The organism is Chelatococcus albus (genome assembly GCF_030067675.1).
GTDB classification, from domain to species: domain Bacteria; phylum Pseudomonadota; class Alphaproteobacteria; order Rhizobiales; family Beijerinckiaceae; genus Chelatococcus_A; species Chelatococcus_A albus.
This window is the reverse complement of sequence record NZ_JASJEV010000011.1, coordinates 80,775-104,756: the sequence shown is the minus strand read 5'-3', so window position 1 is coordinate 104,756 and position 23,982 is coordinate 80,775. Positions and strand designations below refer to the sequence as shown.

Sequence of the window (23,982 nt, the reverse complement as noted above, 5' to 3'; positions counted from 1 at the left end):
TAGGGGTATGGCTTTCGGTCTCGGCACGGTCGCGCGGCTCGCTTTCGCCACGGCGCTCGCCACCCTGGTGGTGCCGCTGCCGGCGAGTGCTCAGACCGTCAGCGAGCGGCTCGCCGCCCAGGCTCAGGGCAACAAGGACGACAAGCTCCTCGTCGAGGCGAGGGAGATCGTCTACAACACTGACAAGAATACGGTTTCCGCCGTCGGCGACGTGCATCTCTACTACCAGGGCCGCACGCTCGAGGCCGACAAGGTCACGTACGACCGCAACAGCAAGCGCGTCTTCGCGGAGGGCAACGCCCGTCTCACCGAGAAGGACGGCACGGTCGCGACCGGCGACCGCTTCGAGCTGACCGACGACTTCAAGGACGGCTTCATCGAATCGCTGCGTGTGCAGCAGTCGACGGTCGCCGACGGCTTTCCGGTGACGACCCGCTTCTCCGCGCCGCGGGCGGAACGTACCTCCGGCGAAACGACGGTGTTCGACAAGGGCACCTATACAGCCTGCGAGTCCTGCAAGAAGGACCCCGGACGCCCGCCGTTGTGGCAGGTGAAGGCAGCCCGGATCATCCACGACAACAACGAGCGGATGATCTACTACGAGGATGCGACGCTCGAATTCTGGGGCCTTCCCGTCGCGTACATGCCCTATTTCTCGATGCCGGATCCGACGGTCAAGCGGAAGACCGGCGTCCTGGCTCCGCGTTTCCGCTATTCCAAGGCCCTCGGCGTCGGCGTGGGCGTGCCGATCTTCTGGAACATCGCGCCGAACTACGATCTCACCTTCACGCCGATGGGCCTGTCGCGCCAAGGCTTCCTCGGCGAGGTGGAATGGCGCCACCGCCTGATGAACGGCTCCTACAACATCCGCGCGGCCGGCATCTTCCAGCAGGACAAGAACGCCTTCCTGGCGCCGCCCTACGGCGCGCAGAACAAGGATTTCCGCGGCTCGATCGAGACGACGGGCCGCTTCGCCATCAATCCCCAGTGGAATTGGGGTTGGGACGTCGCCTTCCTGTCCGACAAGTGGTTCCTGCAGAACTACAAGATCAGGAGCGAGAGCCTTTCGAGCACCTACTTCCGCGAGTCGACCTCGACGGTCTACCTCACCGGGCAGAGCGAGACAGCCTTCTTCGACCTTCGCGGCTACTACATCCGTACCCTGTCCTACCAGGACTGGCAGAAGCAGCAGCCGATCGTCCATCCGACGCTCGACTACAACAAGCGCATCCAGACGCCCGGCAGCATCGGCGGCGAGCTTCAGGTCGACGTCAACGTCACGAGCCTGTCGCGAGACGCCGCGCAGTATCAGGGCCTCGGCACGAACGTCGCCACCATCGGCGGCGTCTACCCCACCTGCAACACCTTCAACCCGAGCAGCTGCTTCGTGCGGGGCATCGGCGGCAACTACACGCGCGCCAGCGCCAGCGCCTCGTGGCGCCGCAGCTTCATCGATCCGCTCGGCCAGGTGTGGATGCCCTTCGCGGGATTGCGCGCTGACGGCTTCTTCCAGGATATCAACACCACGCGCTATCAGAACGCGCAGATCGCCAATTTCATCGATCCCGATACCGATACCTCGGCCCGCTTCATGCCGACCATCGGCGTCGAGTATCGCTACCCGCTGATCGCGGCGACCAACGGCTTCGGCATGCACACCGTCGAGCCGATTGCCCAGCTCATCGCGCGTCCGACCGAGACGCGCATCGGCCGCCTGCCGAACGAGGACGCGCAGAGCCTCGTCTTCGACGACACGAACCTGTTCGAGTGGAACAAGTTCTCGGGCTATGACCGCGTCGAGGGGGGCGTGCGCGCCAATGTCGGCGTGAAATATGCCGTCACGACCGACACCGGCGGCTACAGCGATCTCCTCTTCGGACAGTCGTATCAGCTCGCCGGCAGGAACTCCTTCGCGGCGGGCGATCTCGCCAATACCGGCCTCAACTCGGGCCTCGAGACAACGCGCTCCGATTATGTGGCGCGCCTGCACGTCGCGCCCAATTCAAACCTGTCCTTCACGGGACGCGGCCGTTTCGACGAGCGCACGTTCAACATGCGCCGCATCGAGCTGCAGACGAACGTCACCCTCGGGCCTGTCACCACCTCCGCCATTTACGCGCGCTACGACGCGCAGCCGGAGCTCGGCATCGACCGCCGGAGGGAGGGACTCTATACGAGCGCCGGCCTCAGGCTGACACCGAACTGGTCGCTCAACGGCTCCGTGCTGTTCGACCTCGATCGCTATCTCCAGGATCGCCTGACGAATCCGACGGGCGCGCGGTCCACGCCTTGGTCGGTGGCCGGCCTGTCGCTCGGCGTCCTCTACCAGGACGAATGCACCGTCTTCGGCATCACCTATTCGTCGAGCTACAAGGACGCCGCCACCGGCACCAAGGATCGCGACACGACGGTGATGCTGCGCCTGGAGCTGCGCACTCTCGGCGAGATCAACATCTCGCAGAATCTGAGCGGCGGGGGCAGCCAGGACGGCATCAGCCAGTGACAGCGCGTCGGGCCTATCGAACCGAGGTGGTGCCCATTGCCCTGACCCAGGGCGATCCGGCCGGCATCGGACCGGAGCTGACACTCAAGGCTTGGCTGGCTCGACACGAGCGCCACATTCCGCCCTTTGTCGCGCTCACCGATCCGATGCTCCTGCGTCGGACGGCCGAGCATCTCGGCCTCGCCGTTCCCATCGCCGAGGTCGCGCCGGGAGCGGCCATCGACGCCTTCGTCGACGTTCTGCCCGTCGTGCCTCTCGGCCTGCCGGTCATGGCCGAAGCCGGGAGACCGGACCCAGGGACCGCGGCTGCGACACTCGCCTCGATCGATCAGGCGGTCGCGCTGGTGCGGTCGGGCGCGGCTTCGGCCGTGGTCACCAACCCGATTGCCAAGCGCGTGCTCTATGCCGCCGGCTTTCGGCATCCCGGCCACACGGAATATCTTGCTGCGCTCGCTGCAACGCCGGGCCAGGCCGCACCGCTGCCCGTGATGATGCTGTGGAGCGAAGCGCTCGCGGTGGTGCCCGTGACCATCCACGTCCCGCTGCGGGCCGTCCCGGATCTCCTGACGACGGATCTCATCGTCGAGACCGGGCGCATTGTCGCCCGCGATCTCGCGCGCCGCTTCGGCGTGGCGCATCCTCGCCTCGCGCTGGCGGGGCTCAACCCACACGCCGGCGAAGGCGGGGTCCTGGGACGGGAGGACGACGCGGTCATCGCGCCGGCGGTCGAGCGGCTGTGTCGGGAAGGCATCGACGCGCGCGGGCCCTCTCCTGCCGATACGCTCTTCCATGCCCGAGCACGCGCCACCTACGATGCCGTGCTCGCCATGTATCACGATCAGGCGCTCGTCCCGATCAAGACCATCGCCTTCGACGAGGCGGTGAACGTCACGCTCGGCCTGCCCTTCGTGCGCACCTCCCCCGACCACGGCACGGCCTTCGACATCGCCGGGCGGGGCGTGGCACGGCCGGACAGCCTCTGCGCCGCGCTCGTGCTCGCAGCGCGTCTCGCCGCGAACGAGCGGCAGGCCGGGGCATGAGCGCCATAGACGATCTGCCCCCCCTGCGCGAGGTCGTCCGCAAGTACGACCTTATGGCCCGGAAGGCACTCGGCCAGAATTTCCTCTTCGATCTCAACCTGACGGCGCGCATCGCGCGCGCTTCAGGACCGCTCGAAGGGGCAACCGTCGTCGAGATCGGTCCAGGCCCCGGGGGACTGACCAGGGCGCTGCTCGCGCTCGGCACCAAACGGGTGATCGCCGTCGAACGCGATGCGCGCTGCCTGCCCGCCCTCGCGGAAATCGCCGCCCGCTACCCCGGGCGGCTGACGGTGATCGAAGGTGACGCGCTCTGCGTCGATCTCGCCGCACTCGTCGGCAACGAGCCGGCGCGCATCGTCGCCAATCTGCCCTACAACGTCGGCACCGCGCTCCTGACCGGCTGGATCGCCGCCGAGGCCTGGCCGCCGTGGTGGGAGTCACTGACGCTGATGTTCCAGCGCGAGGTGGCGGAGCGCATCGTCGCGGACGAGAACAAGCCCAAGGACTACGGTCGTCTCGCCGTCCTGTGTGGCTGGCGCACGCGCGCCTCCATCCTCTTCGACGTCGCGCCGTCGGCCTTCGTGCCGCCGCCCAAGGTCACCTCCTCCGTCGTCAATCTCGTGCCACGGCGCGAGCCTCTGCCCTGTCGGCTCGGAGCGCTCGAGGCGGTCACGCAGGCTGCCTTCGGCCAGCGCCGCAAGATGTTGCGGCAGAGCCTCAAGAGCCTCACGCAGGCACCACTGGCGCTGATCGAGGCTGCCGGCCTTCCCCCTACGGCGCGCGCCGAGGACATTCCCGTGCAGGATTACGTCGCCCTCGCCCGCGCCTGGGACGCAATGCGGGAATCGCGCTAGCCTCACCGACGCAAGATCCCCTTGCGGCTGCGCAATCTGTACGTGGTGCCTGGAGTTACCACGTTTTCGCGCATCCAGCCGCCCGCCAGCGCGGCCCCTCGCCCGGTTTGCCTCCCCATGCAAGTCATCGACAGAACGACCGTCCTTCTCCTCGCCAACGGCGCCGTACTCGCCGCCTATACGCACATGGCCAAGTTCGCGAGCGCCGCGGGCGCTCCGCCGCTCACCTTCGCGCTCGCCCTCTCGGGTGGGGCCGCCATCCTCCTCTGCGTCCTCGGGCTCGCACGCCGGCAGGTGTCGGCCCCGAATGCGCGCCTGGTCCGCTACGGGCTCGTGGCGGGCCTCCTGTCCATCGCCCTGCCGCAGGCCCTCGTCTTCGCCGCGGCGCCGCGGATCGGCGGCGGCATCGCCGCGCTCGCCTATGCCTTTCCGACCCCGCTCACCTTCGCCCTTGCCGTCACGCTCGGCATGGAGCGGGCGACTGCCCTGCGGACGCTCGGCCTCGCCGTCGCCTGCGCCGGGGCGGTCTGGCTCGCCTTCGCCCGATCGGCTTCGATCGGCGGAGAGATCATCTGGATCGCGCTCGCCATGCTCGCGCCCTTCGCCATCGCCGGAGGCAACATCTTCCGCGCCCGCAATTGGCCTCCCGGCGCGACTTCCTTCGATCTCGCGCTCGCCATGGCGCTCGGCGCCGGGCTGTGGCTTGGCACGGCGATCTGTGGCCTGACGCTGCTCGCGCCGAATTCGCCGGTGCTGCCCGTCCAGGACGCGGGCTACACCTACCTCGCGGCCGTCGCGGTTCTCGCCGCCTTCGGCTGGATTCTCTATTTCGAGCTGCAGAAGTCGGCCGGCATCGTCACCTTCAGCCAGATGGGCTATGTCGGAGCGGGCTTCGGCCTGCTCGCGGGCGCGCTGCTCTTCGGCGAGAGCTACAGCGCCGCCGTGTGGGCCTCGGTCAGCGTGATCGCCACGGGCATCGTGATTGCCGAATGGGCCAGGCGGCGTGCGGCAGCCGCCTGAGAGGGGCCCATCAGCAGCGTTCCGCCAGCAACCTGTCCACGAAGGCCGAAAGGCCGACGCGGCGCTCGCGCTTCAGGCGCTCGCTGTGCAGGATCATCTCGAGGTCGCGGAAGGTGACACCCAGATCCTCGTTGACCAGAACGTAGTCGTAGAGCGCCCACCGCGAGATCTCACCACGGGCGTTCTCCAGCCGTTGGGCGATGACCTCCGGCGCGTCCTCGGCCCGGCGCACAAGGCGGGCCTTCAGCTCAGCCATCGACGGCGGCAGGATGAAGACCGTGACGACGTCGTCGCGCATCTTCTCGACGATCTGCTGCGTGCCCTGCCAGTCGATGTCGAAGACCATGTCCCGGCCGGCGGCCAGTGCCTGCTCCACCGGCTTGCGCGGCGTGCCGTAGAAATTGCCATGGACTTCGGCCCATTCGAGCAGGTCGCCGCGATCGCGCTGGAAGACGAACTGGTCCTTCTCGATGAAATGGTAGTGGACGCCGTCGATCTCGGAGGGCCGGCGCGGCCGCGTCGTTACCGAGATCGACAGGCGAAGCTCCAGCTCCGCCTTCTCGATCAGGTTGCGCGTCAGCGTCGTCTTGCCCGCCCCCGAGGGCGAGGACAGGATCAGCACGAGGCCGCGACGGGTGATGCTCTTGTCTGCCGTCATCACGCTCACTCGACGTTCTGAACCTGTTCGCGGAACTGCTCGACGACCGTCTTCAGATCGAGGCCGATCGTGGTCAGCGACACATCATTGGCCTTGGCACAGAGCGTGTTCGCCTCCCGCGAGAACTCCTGCGCCAGGAAGTCGAGGCGGCGGCCGATCACGCCGCCCTCGGCGAGCAGGGCGCGCGCCGCCGCGACATGGGCCCTGAGGCGATCGAGCTCTTCGCGGATGTCGGCCTTCGCGGCAAGGAGGACCGCCTCCTGGTGCAGGCGCTGCGGGTCGAGGCCGCCGTTCGCCTCGACGAGGCTCGCGACCTGCTCCGCAAGGCGCGCCCTGATCGCCTCGGGGCGCCGGGCCGGGCAGAGTTCGGCGGCCTCGGTGAGATGGGCGATGCCGTCGAGATGGTTGAGGAGAATCGTGCTGAGGGCCGCTCCTTCGCCGCGCCGAGCCGCCAGAAGTGCATCGAGCGCCCGGGCGAGCGCCGCGCGAAGGTCGGCGAGAAGCGCCTCGGCAAGGGCCTCGTCGTCGGCGTTCTCGACCACCTCGACCACGCCGCGCACGGCGAGCAGCCCGTCGAGGGACGCTGGGCCGACCGCCGCAGGCAGCGTCATGCGGCCCACGGCCGCCACGAGCGCGCCGAGCACATTCTCGTTCACCCGCACCGTCGGCTCGGCCTCAGAGCGGGTGATCGTCAGGCCCGCGTGGCAAGTGCCCCGACCGATGGCCTTGCCGATCGTCTGGCGGGCTTCCTCGCCGAGCGCATCGTATCCCGGCGGCGTCCGCAGCCGCACGTCGAGCCCTCGCGCATTGACCGTCTTCAGCTCCCATGCCCACCGGTAGGGCCCGGTAATGCCCGCCTCGCGGGCAAAGCCCGTCATACTTGCGATCGTCATGAAAAGCGCCCGAAGCCCTGCTGCGGAAGGCCGGCACCATAGTGCGCGCCCTCGGCCCCCTCAAGCGCCCTGACGCAGGCTCTCCCCATGTGACGCCCGGTGCCGCTCCCGCACGGCGTCGGCCGCCACTTCCGAGGTGCTTGACGCTCGCCCCCGGGGCCGCGGGCCGTTCCGTCACGGACGGATGGCGGGCACCGTTTTCGGCGAGTTGAGGTCGTAGGTCTTGTTGCGCAGCGGGTCCCTGTCGGTGCCCTCGGACGCGTCGAAGGCGCGGCTGCGCTGCCCCGGCTTGCCGCCGGGCTGGCGGCCGGCCGGCACGGGGAAGGTTTCGACGCCGGTCGGTGCGAAGGCGGCCGCACCGGCCGGCACGGCCGGGGCATCGCCGCGCACATCGTCCTTGGTGGGATCGACGCGGTCGACCGCGGTATCCGCCTTGCCCGCCGCCGCCTTCTGCGCCTCGATCTGCCGCCAGCGAGCAACGTTCTTCGCGTGCTGGTCGAGGGTCTCGGCGAAGACGTGGCCGCCGTTGCCGTCGGCCACGAAGTAGAGATCCCTGGTGCGCGAAGGATTGGCCGCCGCCTCGAGCGCCGCCCGGCCCGGATTGGCGATGGGCCCCGGCGGCAGGCCGTCGATCACGTAGGTGTTGTAGGGCGTGGCCTGGTTGATCTCGCTCTTCAGGATGCCGCGACCGAGCGTACCCTTGCCGCCCACGATGCCGTAGACGATGGTCGGGTCCGACTGCAGCTTCATCTTCTTCTGCAGGCGATTGATGAAGACGCCCGCGACGCGCGTGCGCTCGTCGGCACGGCCGGTCTCCTTCTCGACGATGGAGGCGAGGGTGACGAGTTCGTGCGGGGTCCTGATCGGCAGCTCGGGCGAGCGGCGCGCCCAGACCTCGTTGACGACCTTGCGTTGATCTTGCGCCATTCGCTCGATGATCGACTGGCGGGTCGTGCCGCGCGGCACCTTGTAGGTCTCGGGCAGGAGGCTGCCTTCCCGCGGCGGCTCACGGACCTCGCCGGTCAGAACGTCGATCTCCATCAGCCGCGCAACGATCTGCTCGCTGGTGAGCCCCTCGGGAATGGTGATGGAGTGCAGCACGGTCCGGCCGGCAACGAGCGTGTCCATCACGTCGCGCATGCTGGCGCCCTGCCTGAAGAGGTACTCGCCCGCCTTGATGTCGTCGTTCGCGCCGGACAGGTGCAGGCCGATGACGAAGAGCATCGGCTGCGAGATGACGCCCTCTCGCTGCAGCGTCTCGGCCACGGCCTGATTGCCGCCCTTGACGATGACGACCTTGTCCTCCGCCAGCGGCCCCGGCGTCGAGAACTGGCGCTTTCCCACATAGACGGCCCCACCGACGCCGAGGGCCGCCACGGCGAGGAAGGTGAAGAATCCGCTGAGGGCCGAGAGGAAGCCGCCGCGCCGCCGACGAACCGTCTTCGGCGGCGGTGGAGGCGCCGCCATGGGCTTGATCGCTTCGCTCGGGCTGCGGGGCGCGACGCGTGGCGCTGCGGCACGCTCGCCGGAATGATCGTTGTCGCGTTCAGCGAGTGCGTCGTGATTGTCGTCAGCCATCAGATGGCTCGGCTTCCTTCGAAAACGGCCGGGCCTTGCAGCCAACTGCCGGCGAATGTCATCCATTCGCTGGCGGAGAGCCGGCCACGACTCCTCGATCCACTCCTGGTCCGGCCCCGAACGACACTGCCCGCCGGCGCCCAACCAAAAAGCCTCGACCCTGCGGAGCGCACCGTTGAACCGGGGTCCCCGCCGGACGCGACTCACCGGCGACCGCTTGGCCCAGCCGGCGCCGTAACCCTAACGCGGATTATGGCGAAAGCGAGCCGGTACCCGCTTCCACGTCGAAGCACGGGGCGCAAGCGCGCAATACCACCCTTCGACCGGCGGCCGCAGCTCGCCAACCGCAATCATCCTCGCGCGCTTGGACTGCTCAGTCCAGGCGCTCCGTGAGCTAGGCCATGCGCCGCAGCACGAGCGAGGCGTTCGTACCGCCGAAGCCGAAGGAATTGGACAGGGCGACCTCGATCTCGCGCTTCCTGGCCTGGTGCGGCACGAGGTCGATGGCCGTCTCGACGGAGGGATTGTCGAGGTTCAGCGTCGGCGGAACGATCTGGTCGCGGATGGCAAGGATCGAGAAGATCGCCTCGACCGCACCGGCGGCGCCGAGCAGATGGCCCACTGCCGACTTCGTCGACGACATCGCAAGCTGCCCGGCGGCATTGCCGGCCAGCCGCTCGATGGCGCGCAGCTCGATCTCGTCGCCGAGCGGTGTCGAGGTGCCGTGTGCGTTGACATAGTCGACGTCGGCAGCCGACAGCCCGGCGCGCTTCAATGCCGCCTGCATGCAGCGATAGGCGCCGTCGCCGTCCTCGGAGGGCGACGTGATGTGATAGGCGTCGCCGGACAGGCCGTAGCCCACAACCTCGGCATAGATCCTCGCGCCGCGCGCCTTGGCGTGCTCGTAGTCCTCCAGCACGACCACGCCCGCGCCCTCGCCCATGACGAAGCCGTCGCGATCCCGGTCATAGGGGCGTGAGGCGCGCGTGGGCTCCTCGTTGAAGCCCGTCGAGAGCGCCCGGCAGGCGGCAAACCCTGCGAGCGACAGGCGATTGATCGGCGACTCGGCGCCGCCCGCCACCATGACGTCGGCATCGCCCAGCGCGATCAGGCGGGCGGCGTCGCCGATGGCGTGCGCGCCCGTGGAGCAGGCGGTGACGACCGAATGGTTCGGCCCCTTCAGTCCGTGCTCGATCGAGACGTAGCCCGAGGCGAGATTGATGAGACGGCCCGGGATGAAGAACGGCGAAATGCGCCGCGGCCCCTTCTCGGCGAGCGTGATGGAGGCGTCGTAGATGCCGCCGATGCCGCCTATGCCGGAGCCGATGAGCACGCCGGTCGAGACCTGATCCTCGTAGGAGGCAGGATGCCAGCCGGCATCGTCCAGCGCCTGCCTCGCCGCGGTCATCGCATAGACGATGAAGGGATCGACCTTGCGCTGCTCCTTCGGCTCCATCCACTGGTCGGGATTGAAGGTTCCGTTCGAGCCGTCGCCGCGCGGGATCTGGCAGGCGATGCGGCAGGGCAGGTCGGACACGTCGAAAGCCTCGACCTTCGATGCTCCGCTTTCGCCCGCGATGAGGCGCTGCCAGGTGGGCTCCACGCCGCATCCGAGCGGCGTAACCATACCAAGACCGGTGACGACGACTCGTCTCATCGAACGCTCAAATCACTGCCGCAGACAGAAAAATCGCGCGGACACTCCCGATGCTACAGCATCCCGGGGCGCTCCGCGCGATCGATGCTTACGCCGAGGCGTTCTTCTCAAGGAACTTGATGGCATCGCCGACCGTGACGATCGTCTCGGCCGCATCGTCCGGGATCTCGACGCCGAACTCCTCCTCGAACGCCATGACGAGCTCGACGGTGTCGAGGCTGTCGGCGCCGAGATCGTCAATGAAATTGGCGTTGTCGGTCACCTTCTCGGCGTCGACGCCCAGGTGCTCGACAACGATCTTCTTCACGCGCTCGGCGATATCGCTCATTGCTTCGTCCTCGTTCCACTCGTCGGAGGTCCTCGGACGGCACGTCCCAGGACAAGAGAAAGCTCGGTGCTGTTCGGCGCGGAGCGCGGCCGGCCGGCGACCGTCTCGTCCGCATCGCCCGCGCCTTGCGCAGGCTGCCTCAGCGCCCCCGCCTGCGCCGGGACCGCAAAGCCTTGCGGCGCCCGGCGGCGAGACAGGTGTGAACGGTTGTTAACATACCCCGATCGGGATGGCGAGAGGCAGAAAAGAGCTCTCAACCTGATTCCGATACAGGCCGTAACACCTTCAGATCATTGCCATTCCGCCGTTGACATGCAAAGTCGCACCGGTGACGTAACCGGCTTCCTCGGAGGCGAGATAGAGGACGGCGGCGGCAACATCGCGCCCCGTGCCCAGCCGCCCCGCCGGCACGTTCGCCAGGATCGATTCCCGCTGCTTGTCATTGAGCGCGTCGGTCATCGGCGACTCGATGAAGCCCGGCGCCACACAGTTCACCGTGATGTTGCGGCTCGCCACCTCGGCCGCGAGCGCCTTGCTCATGCCGACAAGACCGGCCTTGGAGGCCGCGTAATTGCCCTGCCCCGGGTTGCCAGTCGTCCCGACCACGGAACCGATGGACACGATGCGCCCGTAGCGGCGGCGCATCATCGTCTTCACCGCGGCGCGCATCAGGCGGAAGGATGCGGTGAGATTGACGGCGACGACCGCCTCCCACTCCTCGTCCTTCATGCGCATGAACAGATTGTCGCGCGTGATGCCGGCATTGTTGACGAGGATGTCGAGCCCGCCCATCGCCGCCTCGGCAGCGGGCACCAGGCCCTCCACGGCCTCCTTGTCGGAGAGGTTGGCGGGCACCACGTGGGTTCGGCCGCCGAGTTCGCCGGCGAGCGCGTCCAGTGCCTCGCGCCGCGTGCCGGACAAGGCGACCTCCGCGCCCTGGGCATGCAGCGCCCTGGCGATGGCACCGCCGATGCCGCCCGTGGCGCCGGTGACGAGCGCCTTGCGTCCGCTCAGATCGAACATGAAGTCCTCCGTTGTCAGGCGCGCGCCGCCTTGAAGGCGGCGACATCCTCGGGCGTGCCGACGGCAATGCCCTGCGCGCCGACGGCAATGCGTTTCACAAGCCCCGTCAGGACCTTGCCGGCCCCGACCTCATAGAATGAATCAACGCCCTGATCCGCCATATAGGCGACGCATTCGCGCCAGCGCACCGTACCGGTGACCTGGCGCACGAGGCTGTCCCGGATGGCGTCGGGGTCGCTGATGGCACTGGCCGCTACGTTTGCGACCACCGGCACCTTGGGCGCTGCGAGCGCGACCTCCGCGAGGGCGGCGCGCATGGCCTCCGCGGCCGGCTGCATCAGGGCGCAATGGAAGGGCGCGGACACGGGCAGGAGGATCGCGCGCTTGGCACCGCGCTGCGGCGCGAGCGCGACGGCCCGCTCCACCGCCGCCTTGTGGCCGGAGACGACGACCTGGCCACCGCCGTTGTCGTTCGCTGCCTCGCAGATGTCGCCGGCGGCGCCGCTGCGGGCAGCCTCCGCCGCGACCTCGGCGGCGGCCTCGAACTCGAGCCCGAGAAGGGCCGCCATCGCCCCCTCGCCGGCCGGCACGGCCTTCTGCATGGCGTCGCCGCGGATGCGCAGGAGGCGCGCCGTATCGGCAATGGTGAAGGTTCCCGCCGCCGCCAGGGCCGAATATTCACCGAGCGAGTGCCCGGCGACGAAGGCGACGTCACGCGCGAGATCAAGCCCTGCTTCCGCCTCGAGCACGCGCAGCACGGCGAGGCTCACCGCCATGAGCGCCGGTTGCGCATTGGCGGTCAGCGTCAGTTCCTCGGCCGGCCCTTCCCACATCAGCCGCGACAGGTTCTGCGACAGGGCGTCGTCCACCTCCGCGAAGACGGCGCGCGCCTGCGGGAACGCCTCGGCGATTGCCTTGCCCATGCCGACGGCCTGGCTGCCCTGCCCCGGAAAGGTGAATGCGACGGACATCGACAACTCCGTTCGAAAAGTCGCGCCGCAGTGCATGGACCCGGGCGGCATGTCAAGCGCGGGCCGCGATTCCGGCGCGGTTCTCCCCGATACGCTTGCGCTCGACGGCGCCACGGTGTAGTCACGCCCTTCAATCCGTTACAATCAGCCTGTGCGAGAAGGAGCCCTCACCATGGCTCGCGTCACCGTCGAAGATTGCATCGACAAGGTCGATAACCGCTTCGAGCTCGTGCTCCTCGCGAGCCATCGCGCTCGCCAGATTTCGCAGGGCTCGCAGCTCACGGTCGAGCGCGACCGCGACAAGAACCCCGTCGTGGCCCTGCGCGAGATCGCCGAGCAGACGATCACGCCCGAGGACCTCAAGGAAGACTTCATCCATTCGCTGCAGAAATATGTCGAGGTCGACGAGCCGGAGGCGGACGCCGTGCCGCTCATCGGCACGACCGTGGAGGGTGCCGGCAGCGACGACAGCGAGGTGCAGTTCGATCGCATGAGCGAGGAGGACCTGCTGCGCGGTCTCGAAGGTCTCGTGCCTCCGGCCGAGAGCGACGACGAGGAGTGAGCCGCGGGCGGGACTGCCTGCTTGCAGCGCTCCCGCGAGGGATTATGAAGAAAGCCCGGCCCTTGTGCCGGGCTTTTGCATTGGCCCTGCGACGCGAAGGCGCCGTGCCGAAGCTTGCCGCCGTAGCCTATCGTCATGATAAATTTTCAGAAACACGAGAGGGGAGGTCTTTCGTCCGCCCATGCGCCCCATGATGCGGCAATACGAGCTCGTCGAGCGGGTCAAGAGCTACGATCCCAACGCGGATGAAGGCCTGCTCGACCGCGCCTATGTCTATGCCATGCAGGCGCACGGGTCGCAGAAGCGCGCGTCGGGCGATCCCTTCTTCTCCCATCCCCTCGAAGTCGCCGCGATCCTCACCGACCTCAAGCTCGACGACGCCACCATCGTGGCCGCCGTGCTGCACGACACCATCGAGGACACGGCGGCGACGCGGGAGGAGATCGATCGCGTCTTCGGCCCCGAGATCGGCGCGCTCGTCGACGGCCTGACGAAGATCAAGAAGCTCGACTTCGTGTCCAAGAAGGCGACACAGGGCGAGAACTTCCGCAAGCTGCTGCTGGCTATCGCCGCCGATGTGCGCGTGCTGCTCGTCAAGCTCGCGGACCGGCTGCACAACATGCGCACGCTGCACTACGTGCCGCCCGAAAAACGCCTGCGCATCGCCGAGGAGACGCTGGAGATCTACGCCCCGCTCGCCGGGCGCATGGGCATCCAGGAGATGCGGGACGAGCTGGAGGACCTGTCCTTCCGCTACTTCAAGCCCGAGGCCTACGAGACCATCACCAAACGCCTCGAGGAGGTGACGCTCAAGAACGGCCGCCTCATCGAACAGATCAAGAAGGACCTCAGCGCCCGCTTGTCCGAGCGCGGCATCGAGGCCGTGGTGCGGGGACGGCAGAAGCGGCCCTATTCCATCTGGCGCAAGATGGAGCGCAAGTCCGTCGCCTTCGAGCAGCTGTCCGACATCTTCGGCTTCCGTGTCATCGTGAAGACGGTCGACGAATGCTACCGCGCACTCGGTGTCGTGCACACGACCTGGCCGATGGTGCCTGGTCGCTACAAGGACTACATCTCCACGCCCAAACAGAACGACTATCGGTCCATCCACACGACGGTGATCGGCCCGGGCCACCAGCGCGTCGAGCTGCAGATCCGCACCGAGGAGATGGACAATATCGCGGAATACGGCATCGCCGCCCACGCGCTTTACAAGGAAGGGCGGACCGGCGACGGTTCGACGCTCGCCAACGAAAGCCGCGCCTACCAGTGGCTGCGGCGCACCGTCGATCTCCTGGCCGAGGGCGACAGCCCCGAGGAATTCCTCGAGCACACCAAGCTCGAGCTCTTCCACGACCAGGTGTTCTGCTTCACGCCCAAGGGCCGCCTCATCGCCCTGCCGCGTGGCGCGACGCCGATCGATTTCGCCTATGCCGTGCACACCGACGTCGGCAACACCGCCGTCGGCTGCAAGATCAACGGGCGCATCGCCCCCCTGCTCTCCCAGCTGCAGAACGGCGACGAGGTCGAGATCGTGCGGGCCGAGGGGCAGGTGCCGCCCGCAGCCTGGGAGTCGCTCGTCATCACCGGCAAAGCACGCGCCGCCATTCGCAGGGCGACGCGCGCGGCCGTGCGCCGGCAATATGCGGGCCTCGGCCGGCAGATCCTGGAGCGCGCCTTCGAGCGCGCCGCCAAGGCCTTCTCGGACGACAAGCTGAAGGCCGCCCTGCCCCGCCTCGCGCGGGCATCGACCGACGATGTGCTCGCGGCGGTGGGGCGCGGCGAGATGTTCTCGGGAGACGTGGTGAAGGCCGTCTACCCCGATTTCAAGGAGGAGAAGAAGCCCAATGCCGAGGGCGCCACCGGCCAGGGCTGGTTCGGCGTCAAGGGAGGCGGCTTCAAGTTCAAGGTCCCGGAGAGCGGTGCGCCGGCCGAAGGCCGCAGCGCCATTCCGATCCGCGGGCTCAACAGCGACCTGCCCGTGCGCTTCGCGCCACGGGGCGGCGCGGTTCCGGGCGATCGCATCGTCGGCATCCTCACTCCCGGCGAGGGAATCACCATCTATCCCATCCAGTCGCCGGCTCTCGCCGCCTTCGAGAACGAGCCCGACCGCTGGCTCGACGTACGCTGGGACGTCGACGACGCCAATCCGCAGCGATTCCCTGCACGCATCGCTCTCGAATCGATCAACGAGCCCGGCACGCTCGCGCAGATCACGCAGGTGATCGCCGAGCACGACGGCAATATCGACAACATCAACATGAGCCGTCGCACGCAGGACTTCACTGATCTGACGATCGACGTCTCGGTGTGGGACCTGAAGCACCTCAACGCCATCATCGGCGAGCTGCGCGCCAAGCCGATCGTCAGCAAGGTGGAGCGTGTCACGGGCTGAGCGGTGCCGGATCGTCGCTGGCTGCGCGACATGGCAGGGCAACGGGGAAAGGCCCGAGGTGAATGGGCAATGGCTGCGGGCCACTCATGTGCCGGCAGCAGGCTCGTCGGGAATGACAAATCGGAATACCTGGGCTAGGAAGCTTAGAGTTGGGATAATCTGCAAAGCTTCCATGCTCCCCCTGACGACGTTCTCGCCGAGTTCCGCGCCGTCGGTGCCATCCATGACCGGCTCCCTCCCGCCCGCATGGCGCGCAGCGCCGTCGCGGTTCCGTCACGACCGGCGCCGCCGGCAGCGCCCCCGAAGCCGACCGCGGCAGGGCGCCGCGACCGCCGTCCCGGCGGGGGCCCCGGGTCGCGCCGTGATTTCGCGGCCACCCGCCGTGAGCCGCAATTTCGCCCGTCAGACCGGATAACCGCGGATCTTCCCATGGGGGTCGCCCGATCCGCGCGACATCTCGCCACCGTTAACCTTGCTGGTGAACTTCGGTAAAGATCAAGCGATGGGTCTCATTGCGATCCTTGACGAGATCTCGACACGATCGCTCTACTTCTCACACGAGACGTCCAGGGCCGAATTGTGGCCGATGTCGGCAATAGTAGTAGTGCCCCAATACCGACCGGCTCGATCCGATTTCGTCTAGCTTCCATCGGCCAAGGGTGCGGCCATTCCGCAATGAGCAACCGAGTACTGTTCTAATGACACAACCGCAACGTCTCGCCCTGTTCATCGACGGAGCGAACCTGTACGCCACGACCAAGACGCTCGGGTTCGACATCGATTACAAGCGGCTTCTCAAAGAGTTCCAGGGACGCGGCCGCCTCGTTCGGGCGTTCTATTACACGGCACTGGTAGAGGATCAGGAGTATTCCTCGATCCGCCCGCTTATCGACTGGCTCGATTACAACGGCTACCGCGTGGTCACCAAGCCGACCAAGGAGTTCGTCGATTCCACTGGCCGGCGGAAGGTCAAGGGCAACATGGACATCGAGCTCGCCATCGACGCGCTCGAGCTCGCCCCCTACATCGACGAGATGATCCTGTTCTCCGGGGACGGCGACTTCCGCTCGCTCGTCGAGGCCATGCAGCGTCGCGGCGTGCGCGTGTCGGTGGTCTCGACCATCTCGACCCAGCCGCCCATGATCGCCGACGAGTTGCGCCGGCAGGCCGACGAGTTCATGGAGATCATGCAGCTCGCTCCAAAGATCGGCCGCGATCCGGCGGAACGTGCCGAGCGCATGCAGCAGCGCATGCAGGCCGGCGGCTTCGAGGAGCGCGGCGAGCGCTACGAAGGCCCGCGCCCGCGCGGACCGGCACTCGAACGCCGCTACGGAATCCGGCAGCCCTCCCCGGCGGTCGACGACGATACCAGCGAAGGCTGATCGCCCGTCGCCGATCGAAGGTCCACGATGATCGACCCCGGCCGCGACTGTCCGACGTGCCCGCGCCTCGTCGCCTTCCGCGAGGCGTGGCGCGCGCGCGAGCCGGGCTGGCACAACGCGCCCGTCCCGTCCTTCGGTGCGGGCGACGCCCGCCTGCTCATCGTGGGGCTGGCGCCGGGCCTGCGCGGCGCCAACTGCACGGGCAGGCCCTTCACGGGCGACTATGCCGGCGACCTCCTGTACGAAACGCTGATCGAGTTCGGCTTCGCTCGCGGCACCTACGCTGCCTCGCGCGACGACGGGCTCGAGCTGACCGGCGCCATGCTGACCAACGCGGTGCGCTGCGTGCCGCCTGAAAACAAGCCGACCGGCGCGGAGATCGTCGCCTGCCGGTCGTTTCTCGCCGAGACCATCGCCCGCCTGCCCGAGCTGCGGGCCATCGTCGTCCTCGGGCGCATCGCCCACGACTCGACGGTACGGGCGCTCGGCCGCACCCCTTCGCGCGTCGTCTTCGGCCACGGGGCCGAGCACGACATCGGCAGGGTGCGCCTCTTCAGCAGTTACCACTGCTCTCGCTACAACACCAATACGGGCGTGCTGACGCCCACGATGTTCAAGGCGGTCTTTGCCCGGGTGCGCAGCTTTCTCGGCGCTGCCAATTAGGACGGCCGGCCCGCGACCGGAACCCCACGGCCACGGACCGGGCGAAGGGCTCAGCCCTTCTCGCGCATCAGGCGCGACTTCTCGCGCTCCCAGCTGCGCTTCTTCTCGGTCTCGCGCTTGTCGTGAAGCTTCTTGCCGCGCGCCAGTGCGATCTCGATCTTGGCGCGGCCGCGCTCGTTGAAATAGACCCGCAGCGGCACGATGGTGAAACCCTCGCGCTGGGTGGCGCCGATCAGCTTGTTGATCTGGCGCCTGTGCAGCAGGAGCTTGCGCGGCCGGCGCGGCTCGTGGTTGAAGCGGTTCGCCTGCAGGTATTCTGGGATATTGGCATTGAACAGCAGGATCTCCTCGCCGGAGGGTCCGGCGTAGGATTCGCCAATGGTCGCCTTGCCCTCGCGCAGCGATTTGACCTCCGTGCCCGTCAGCGCAAGGCCCGCCTCGAAGGTCTCCACGATCTCGTAGTTGAAACGGGCCTTCCGGTTGTCGGCGACGACCCGGACGGCCCCCTTGCCGCCAGCCGACATGACGTCACCCGTTGATGAGGCCGGCGTGGATCATCGCCTCGCGCACGGCCTTCTTCGTCGCTTCGGAGACTGGCACCATCGGCAGACGCACCTCGTCGCTCATGCGGCCGAGCAGCGACAGCGCATATTTGGCGGGCGAGGGATTTGTTTCCAGGAAGAGGCTCGTGTGCAGCGGCATCAGCCGGTCCTGGATCGCGAGTGCGACGGCATAGTCGCCCTTCAGGCAGGCCCTCTGGAACTCCGAGCACAGCTTCGGCGCGACGTTCGACGTCACCGAGATGCAGCCATGGCCGCCGTGCGCCATGAAGCCGAGCGCGGTCGCATCTTCGCCCGAAAGCTGGTTGAAATCGGGCCCCATCGCCTGACGCTGCAGGCTGGCGCGCGCCACGTTCGCGGTCGCGTCCTTGACGCCGGAGACGTTGGGCAGCTCGTAGAGCCGCGCCATGGTGTCGACCGACATGTCGATCACCGAGCGGCCGGGAATGTTGTAGATGATGATCGGAATACCGACGGCGTCGTTGATCGCCTTGAAATGCTGGAAAAGTCCCTCCTGCGTCGGCTTGTTGTAATAGGGCGTGACGACGAGCACGGCATCCGCCCCCGCCTTCTCGGCGTGGCGGGCGAGGTCGATCGCCTCGTGCGTATTGTTCGAGCCGGCGCCGGCGATGACGGGCGCGCGCCCCTTCGCCTCGGCGATGCACCATTCCACGACCTTCTTGTGCTCGTCGTGGCTCAGCGTCGGGCTCTCACCGGTTGTGCCCACGGGTACGAGGCCGTGCGTGCCGTTCTCGATCTGCCAGTCGACATGGGCGCGGAAGGCCTCCTCGTCGAGTCCGCCGTTCCTGAACGGCGTCACGAGGGCGGTGAAGGAACCCTTGAAGAGGCGGTGTGTCGTCATGCTCTGGCTCCCCGCGGCGTCCCGCGAGATCTCGCTGTCGTATCGTGTTATCGTGGCTTCCGGCCGGGCGGCCGCACGGGAAAGGAACACATAGCCGCTCGCGCACCGTAGCGCAAAGGGTCCGACGCCGTCCGGCGTTGGTTAGCACTTCCTCAACAGGATTGGTCCGAGACTGAAGGCTCGCAGGCTGATGCCCCACTGTTTTTGTGTTCCAGGAGTACGCCTGATGAAGCCGCTGACGCGCCTGCTGGCGTCCACCGCGTTCGTGACCCTGGCCGTCGTCACCGCCTGCGCCGAGAGCGAGCGGCTGGGCTGGACGCTGGGCGCCATTCCGTCGGCGGAGAGCGATGAGGTGACGGGCTCACTCCCGCAGCGCAACGGCGGCGCCCCGCGCGATGCCTCCGGCGCGCGCCTCGGCAGCTTCGATATGGAGCAACTCAAGCAGGCGATCGCCTGTTACCGGGACGGCGACATCGTCGAGGGCGACAAGCTCGCCGCGACCATTCGCGATCCCGCCGCCCGCGGACTGCTCGAATGGGTCGCGATCCGCCACAACGGCGCGGCGCTCGGCTTTGCGCGCATCACCACCTTCCTCAGGGAGCATCCGGGCTGGCCGGCCGCGACGACGACGCGGCGACGCGCCGAGGAGGCGCTCCTGAAGGAGGCCCGGCCCGCCGCCACCGTACGCTCCTACCTCTCCGCCAACAAGCCGGTGAGCGCGGCGGGCAAGGTGGCGCTCGCCCTCGCGTTGAAGGAACAGGGCGTCGAATCCCAGGCCACGGCCCTGGTGCGCGAGGCCTGGCGCGAGGATGCCCTCGGCAAGGAGCTCGAGGATCGGATCCGGGAGGAGTTCCGCAATGTCCTCACGCGCGCCGACCATCGGCAGCGGATGGAGCGCCTTCTCTTCAAGGGAGAATGGGAGGCGGCGCTGCGCGTCGCCGCCTTTGCCGGCCCGGACCATGTGCTTCTGGCCAAGGCGCGTGTCGCGGTCGGCCGCAAGGCTGGCAACGCTGCGGCCGCCCTCGACGCGGTGCCGGCGAGCCTTCGCTCCGACCCCTCCTACCTCTTCGCCCGGGCCCAATACCTGCGCCGCCAGGACAAGCCGGCGGAGGCGGCCAAGGTGCTGGCGGATGTGCCGCGCGACGCCAAGCTCCTCGTCGACGGCGACGAGTGGTGGACCGAGCGGCGGATCATCGCGCGCGCGCTCCTCGACGATGGCGACGCACGGGCCGCCTATCGCGTGGCGCGCGACCATGCCGCCGAGAGCGATGCGAACCGGATCGAGGCAGAATTCCATGCCGGCTGGATCGCACTGCGCTTCCTCGACGATCCTGCGACCGCCGCGCGCCATTTCGCCAGCGCCGCGAAGTTTGCCGAGACGCCGATCTCGGTGGCGCGTGCTGCCTATTGGCAGGGGCGGGCCGCCGAGGAACTGAAGAACGGCGACGCCCGGCACTTCTACGAGCGCGCGGCCAAGCACGCCGTGACCTACTACGGGCAGCTCGCGCGCATGAGGCTCGGCCTGCGTGACGTGCCCCTGCGCCGCGCGCCGGACGCGGGGGCTGCGGCCAATGCCGCCCTTGAGCGGCTGGAGACTGTGCGCGCCATCCGCATCGCCTATCAGGCGGACATGCGCGATCTCGCCATTCCGCTCTTCGCCGATCTGGCGCAGCGCCTCGCCGAGCCCGCCCAGCTCGACGCACTCGCGGATATCGCCGTCGGCTTCAAGGACGCCCGCGCCCTCCTCCTCGTCGGCAAGACGGCCGTGCAGCGTGGCTATCCCCTCGACACGGCGGCCTTCCCGACCATGGGGCTGCCGTCGTTCCAGCCGGCGGGCGAGCCGGTCGAGAAGCCGATGGTCTTTGCCATCGCGCGCCAGGAGAGCGCCTTCGACCCCAAGGTCGTGTCGAGCGCGGGCGCGCGCGGCCTGATGCAGCTCATGCCGGCCACGGCCAAGCGTACGGCAAGCCGTTTCGGCATCGGCTTCGACGTCAACAAGCTGACAAGCGACCCGTCCTACAACGCCAGGATCGGCGCGACCCACCTCGGTGAGCTGGTGGAGGAGTGGAAGGGCTCCTACATCCTCACCTTCGCGGCCTATAACGCGGGCTCCGCCAATGTGCGGAAATGGATCGCCGCCTACGGCGACCCCCGCTCCGGCAAGGTCGATCCCGTCGACTGGGTGGAGCGAATCCCCTTCTCGGAGACGCGCAACTACGTGCAGCGGGTGATGGAGAACCTGCAGGTCTATCGTCACCGCCTCGGCCAGCGCACGGCCCTCCTCATCGAGAGCGACTTGCGCCGCGGCTCGCCCGACCGGTAAATCCGCGCCGTGGACCGCACGGCAGGAACGCAACGATGGACGACGAGCGGGGCTTCGACAGCCGCTTCTTCTCGGCACGGGACGGCCTGAAGCTGCACGTGCGAGATTACCCCGCCAATGGCGCCAACGGCCTGCCGGTCGTCTGCCTGCCGGGGCTCGCCCGCACCGCGGCCGACTTCCACGAGCTCGCGCTGGCGCTCGCCGGTGACGCCAAACATCCACGCCGGGTGCTGGCACTCGATTATCGCGGCCGGGGCCTGTCCGAATACGACCGCAACTGGCGCAACTATGACCTCCGCGTCGAGCTCGACGACCTGATGCAGGTCCTGAGCGCAACCGGGGTGACGGAGGCTGTGTTCATCGGCACGTCGCGCGGCGGTCTCCTCACCATGGCGCTTGCCGCGGCGCGGCCCGCCGCCATCCGCGGGGCGGTCCTCAATGACGTCGGGCCAGTCATCGACGCCAAGGGCCTCATCCGTATCCGGGGCTACATCGGCAAGCTGCCCACGCCTCGGGACTTCGACGAGGGCGTGGACATCCTGCGCCGGCTCCTCGACGCTCAGTTCCCCAAGCTCACGGCCGCGCAGTGGCACACGATGGCGCGGCGCACCTGGCGACGCGTCGATGGCCGCCTGACGCCCGCCTACGACCCCGCCCTGATGAAGACGCTCGAGATCCTCGACCTCGAGGCACCGCTGCCGGCGCTGTGGTTTCTCTTCGACGGCCTGAAGGACGTGCCCGTCCTGGTGCTGCGGGGGGCCAATTCCGACCTGCTCTCGGAGGCGACACTCGAAGCGATGAAGGGCCGCCACCCGCATCTGGAGGCCGTGGTCGTCCCGGACCAGGGGCATGCCCCCCTCACCTCCGACACAGAGATGATCAACCGCATCCGCCGCTTCGTGGGCCACGTCGAGCGGACCTGAACGAACAGGACCACCGGTTGCGCCGCCGCGGTCTGCGCCCACGTCCGGCGAAGAACCCCGGCGGCATGCGCCGGGGTTTGCATGCGGACCGGGCAGGTCGATCAGAAGTCGCGCTGGAAGCGGATGCGCGCCTCGATGGCGTCGGCCGAACTCCTGGTCACGCCGGGCGCCACGAGAACCCGACCGCGCGGATCGAGCTTCGTGTAGAGAACCTCCACGCCGATGTCGAAATCCTTCTCCGGCGACCAGATGACGTTGGAGCCGACCGACCAGACCTTGAAGTCGCCGAAGCCGGTCTGCGCGGTGGCCGTGGCCGAATAGTCGACCGCCGTGTAATTGCCGAACAGCGCCTGGCGCACGGAAGGGGTCCAGTAGTGCAGGAAGGCGGCAGTGACGCCCCAGCCTTGTGTCCTCTTGACGGTGTCGCCCACGACCACGCCATCGGTGAGGAAGCCGGAGACCGGCCCGATCGTCGTCGGGCCCACACCGAGATAACCGATGGCGCCATCCGCATAGGCGGCCTGCACCCACAGCTGGTCGCCGGGCGCGAGGGCAGGAAGGTTGACCTGCGCTGCGCCCTGGACAGCGAAGCCGTATTCCGTATCGACGCGATTGCCGGCCGGACCGAGATAGACCGAGTTCAGCTGGTGCACCGCGCCCGACAGTTGGGCGGCGCCCCAGGACTGGTCGACGCGCAGCGCCGCCACGCCGTCGGGCACGCGCTCGCCGGCCGGATTGAGCGCCGGCACCGCGGCTCCAACGCCGTTGACGTAGTTTGCATCGGTGAGCCGCTGGTTGCGGTCCTCCACCGCAAGAGTGGCTGAGAAGCCCGAGCCGAAGGTTGCGGTATAGGCGAGCAGGTTCGTCTGGCCGGCGTCCGAGCCGTAGCTGCCGCCCCAATTCAACTCGTTGGCATAGAAATCGAAGAACGACTGGGCGACGCCGGCCGTCATGCCGGCAAACTGGATGAAGCCCTTGTCGAGGATCGCCGTACTGGCACCGTATACGCCGGTGTTGGCGGTCAGCTCATAGCGGAAGAAGGCACGTAGCGTGCCGTAGGCCGTGTCGGTGCGAGCGTCGATGTTGAGGCGCGCGAGCGCACGAAACCCGATCGCATCCTTCGCCCGTCCGTTCCCGGGCACGTCCCACAACGGCTCGCTGTAGCGATACTCGGCGCGCACGCGTCCCCCGATGCGCAGGCAGGTATCGGTGCCGGGAACATAGAAGAAGCCCTCCCCATGCGTAGCGCATACGCGGATATATTCGACCGGCGTCGCCTTGCGCATCGGCAGATCCGCCGCCAAGGCGAGACCGACCGAGGCCAATGCCGCGGCCGAGGCGAGAAGAGAGTAAGAGACCACGCGCATTATCATTGGCTCCTCAAATCCGATGGCTGCGTGCCCCCCGTGCCATCAGCGCGGATCGACCTTCGCCGATCGAGGAACGTTGGCCAACAGCAGAATGCGCCGCTCAATGCTCCATCAAGCATTCGACATACCTATCGTGACGCGAGCGCAACAGATCCTGACGATATCCTTATGTCTCCCGCCCAAACCGCTTGCAATTGCTTTGCATCCAGGCAGCAAACGCAGCACGATTAATCAAGAATAGTTCAAAAATAGGATACGATCGGCGGCCCGGCAAAGATCAACGCGGAATCAGCCGGCACTACTGGGGGCGTCCCGCACGTCGGCGACGAAGCGTCCGCGACGGAGCAACTGCCCTTGCGCGGCGCAGGCAAGAGATCGCGCGTTCCCGCCCTCGCATTCTGATACGGGGATCAGGGC

General features: G+C 67.8%; 21 protein-coding genes. 10 read left to right on the top strand and 11 right to left on the bottom strand.

The features are described 5' to 3' along the window. The first annotated feature begins 7 nt into the window (after positions 1–7). From QNA08_RS15765 to QNA08_RS15750, 4 genes are all read left to right on the top strand, one after another. Positions 8–2,503 carry an LPS-assembly protein LptD gene (locus QNA08_RS15765; protein WP_283741680.1) on the top strand — a complete coding sequence of 832 codons (2,496 nt, stop codon included), beginning with the start codon at positions 8–10 and terminating at the stop codon, positions 2,501–2,503. A gap of 26 nt (positions 2,504–2,529) precedes the next feature. Beyond that, positions 2,530–3,543, top strand: a complete 1,014-nt coding sequence (pdxA, locus tag QNA08_RS15760) for a 4-hydroxythreonine-4-phosphate dehydrogenase PdxA (RefSeq protein WP_422679932.1) — start codon at positions 2,530–2,532, stop codon at positions 3,541–3,543. Further along, positions 3,540–4,397 (top strand): 16S rRNA (adenine(1518)-N(6)/adenine(1519)-N(6))-dimethyltransferase RsmA, encoded by an 858-nt coding sequence (gene rsmA / locus QNA08_RS15755; protein WP_283741678.1) that lies wholly within the window; start codon positions 3,540–3,542, stop codon positions 4,395–4,397. Before pdxA ends, rsmA begins: the two co-directional genes overlap by 4 nt. 117 nt (positions 4,398–4,514) lie before the next feature. After that, positions 4,515–5,417 carry a DMT family transporter gene (locus QNA08_RS15750; protein ID WP_283741677.1) on the top strand — a complete coding sequence of 301 codons (903 nt, stop codon included), beginning with the start codon at positions 4,515–4,517 and terminating at the stop codon, positions 5,415–5,417. A gap of 10 nt (positions 5,418–5,427) precedes the next feature. Here QNA08_RS15750 and gmk read toward each other — a convergent pair whose 3' ends face one another. The 7 genes from gmk to fabD form a co-directional block, all read right to left on the bottom strand. Next, positions 5,428–6,075, bottom strand: a complete 648-nt coding sequence (gene gmk / locus QNA08_RS15745) for a guanylate kinase (protein WP_283741676.1) — start codon at positions 6,073–6,075, stop codon at positions 5,428–5,430. 5 nt (positions 6,076–6,080) lie between these two features. Continuing rightward, on the bottom strand, positions 6,081–6,968 hold the full coding sequence (locus QNA08_RS15740; RefSeq protein WP_283741675.1) for a YicC/YloC family endoribonuclease: 888 nt from the start codon (positions 6,966–6,968) through the stop codon (positions 6,081–6,083). Between the two features lie 174 nt (positions 6,969–7,142). Beyond that, positions 7,143–8,546, bottom strand: a complete 1,404-nt coding sequence (gene mltG / locus QNA08_RS15735) for an endolytic transglycosylase MltG (protein ID WP_283741674.1) — start codon at positions 8,544–8,546, stop codon at positions 7,143–7,145. A 394-nt stretch (positions 8,547–8,940) separates the two neighbouring features. Then, positions 8,941–10,203 carry a beta-ketoacyl-ACP synthase II gene (fabF, locus tag QNA08_RS15730; RefSeq protein ID WP_283741673.1) on the bottom strand — a complete coding sequence of 421 codons (1,263 nt, stop codon included), beginning with the start codon at positions 10,201–10,203 and terminating at the stop codon, positions 8,941–8,943. An 88-nt stretch (positions 10,204–10,291) separates the two neighbouring features. Further along, positions 10,292–10,531 carry an acyl carrier protein gene (locus QNA08_RS15725; protein ID WP_283741672.1) on the bottom strand — a complete coding sequence of 80 codons (240 nt, stop codon included), beginning with the start codon at positions 10,529–10,531 and terminating at the stop codon, positions 10,292–10,294. A 285-nt stretch (positions 10,532–10,816) separates the two neighbouring features. Beyond that, complete coding sequence (fabG, locus tag QNA08_RS15720; protein WP_283741671.1) at positions 10,817–11,554, bottom strand: 3-oxoacyl-[acyl-carrier-protein] reductase; 738 nt, start codon at positions 11,552–11,554, stop codon at positions 10,817–10,819. 14 nt (positions 11,555–11,568) lie between these two features. Then, a complete protein-coding gene (fabD, locus tag QNA08_RS15715) occupies positions 11,569–12,525 on the bottom strand; it encodes an ACP S-malonyltransferase (RefSeq protein WP_283741670.1) in 957 nt (318 codons plus the stop codon). A 172-nt stretch (positions 12,526–12,697) separates the two neighbouring features. On the opposite strand from fabD, the gene rpoZ reads away from it, so the two are divergent. Together rpoZ and QNA08_RS15705 are read left to right on the top strand one after the other, a co-directional pair. Further along, positions 12,698–13,087: a DNA-directed RNA polymerase subunit omega gene (gene rpoZ / locus QNA08_RS15710; protein ID WP_283741669.1), complete on the top strand. Its 390-nt coding sequence runs from the start codon at positions 12,698–12,700 to the stop codon at positions 13,085–13,087. A 190-nt stretch (positions 13,088–13,277) separates the two neighbouring features. Further along, positions 13,278–15,482, top strand: a complete 2,205-nt coding sequence (locus QNA08_RS15705) for a RelA/SpoT family protein (RefSeq protein ID WP_283741693.1) — start codon at positions 13,278–13,280, stop codon at positions 15,480–15,482. Positions 15,483–15,566: 84 nt separating this feature from the next. Here QNA08_RS15705 and QNA08_RS15700 read toward each other — a convergent pair whose 3' ends face one another. Further along, positions 15,567–15,707, bottom strand: a complete 141-nt coding sequence (locus tag QNA08_RS15700) for a hypothetical protein (protein WP_283741668.1) — start codon at positions 15,705–15,707, stop codon at positions 15,567–15,569. A gap of 473 nt (positions 15,708–16,180) precedes the next feature. On the opposite strand from QNA08_RS15700, the gene QNA08_RS15695 reads away from it, so the two are divergent. Further along, a complete protein-coding gene (locus QNA08_RS15695; RefSeq protein WP_283741667.1) occupies positions 16,181–16,864 on the top strand; it encodes a LabA-like NYN domain-containing protein in 684 nt (227 codons plus the stop codon). Positions 16,865–16,891: 27 nt separating this feature from the next. Further along, positions 16,892–17,527 (top strand): uracil-DNA glycosylase, encoded by a 636-nt coding sequence (locus QNA08_RS15690; RefSeq protein WP_283741666.1) that lies wholly within the window; start codon positions 16,892–16,894, stop codon positions 17,525–17,527. 50 nt (positions 17,528–17,577) lie between these two features. On the opposite strand, the gene smpB is transcribed toward QNA08_RS15690, so the two are convergent. Together smpB and dapA are read right to left on the bottom strand one after the other, a co-directional pair. Further along, positions 17,578–18,051: an SsrA-binding protein SmpB gene (gene smpB / locus QNA08_RS15685; protein ID WP_283741665.1), complete on the bottom strand. Its 474-nt coding sequence runs from the start codon at positions 18,049–18,051 to the stop codon at positions 17,578–17,580. Positions 18,052–18,055: 4 nt separating this feature from the next. Next, on the bottom strand, positions 18,056–18,949 hold the full coding sequence (dapA, locus tag QNA08_RS15680) for a 4-hydroxy-tetrahydrodipicolinate synthase (RefSeq protein WP_283741664.1): 894 nt from the start codon (positions 18,947–18,949) through the stop codon (positions 18,056–18,058). A 226-nt stretch (positions 18,950–19,175) separates the two neighbouring features. Between dapA and QNA08_RS15675 the strand changes: the two genes are divergently transcribed. Both QNA08_RS15675 and QNA08_RS15670 read left to right on the top strand, forming a co-directional pair. Continuing rightward, the gene (locus QNA08_RS15675; RefSeq protein ID WP_283741663.1) at positions 19,176–21,272 is read left to right on the top strand and encodes a lytic transglycosylase domain-containing protein; all 2,097 of its coding nucleotides are present in this window, start codon (positions 19,176–19,178) and stop codon (positions 21,270–21,272) included. Between the two features lie 35 nt (positions 21,273–21,307). After that, positions 21,308–22,195, top strand: a complete 888-nt coding sequence (locus QNA08_RS15670; RefSeq protein WP_283741662.1) for an alpha/beta fold hydrolase — start codon at positions 21,308–21,310, stop codon at positions 22,193–22,195. Between the two features lie 101 nt (positions 22,196–22,296). On the opposite strand, the gene QNA08_RS15665 is transcribed toward QNA08_RS15670, so the two are convergent. Then, positions 22,297–23,562 (bottom strand): porin, encoded by a 1,266-nt coding sequence (locus tag QNA08_RS15665; RefSeq protein WP_283741661.1) that lies wholly within the window; start codon positions 23,560–23,562, stop codon positions 22,297–22,299. Between the last annotated feature and the right edge of the window lie 420 nt (positions 23,563–23,982).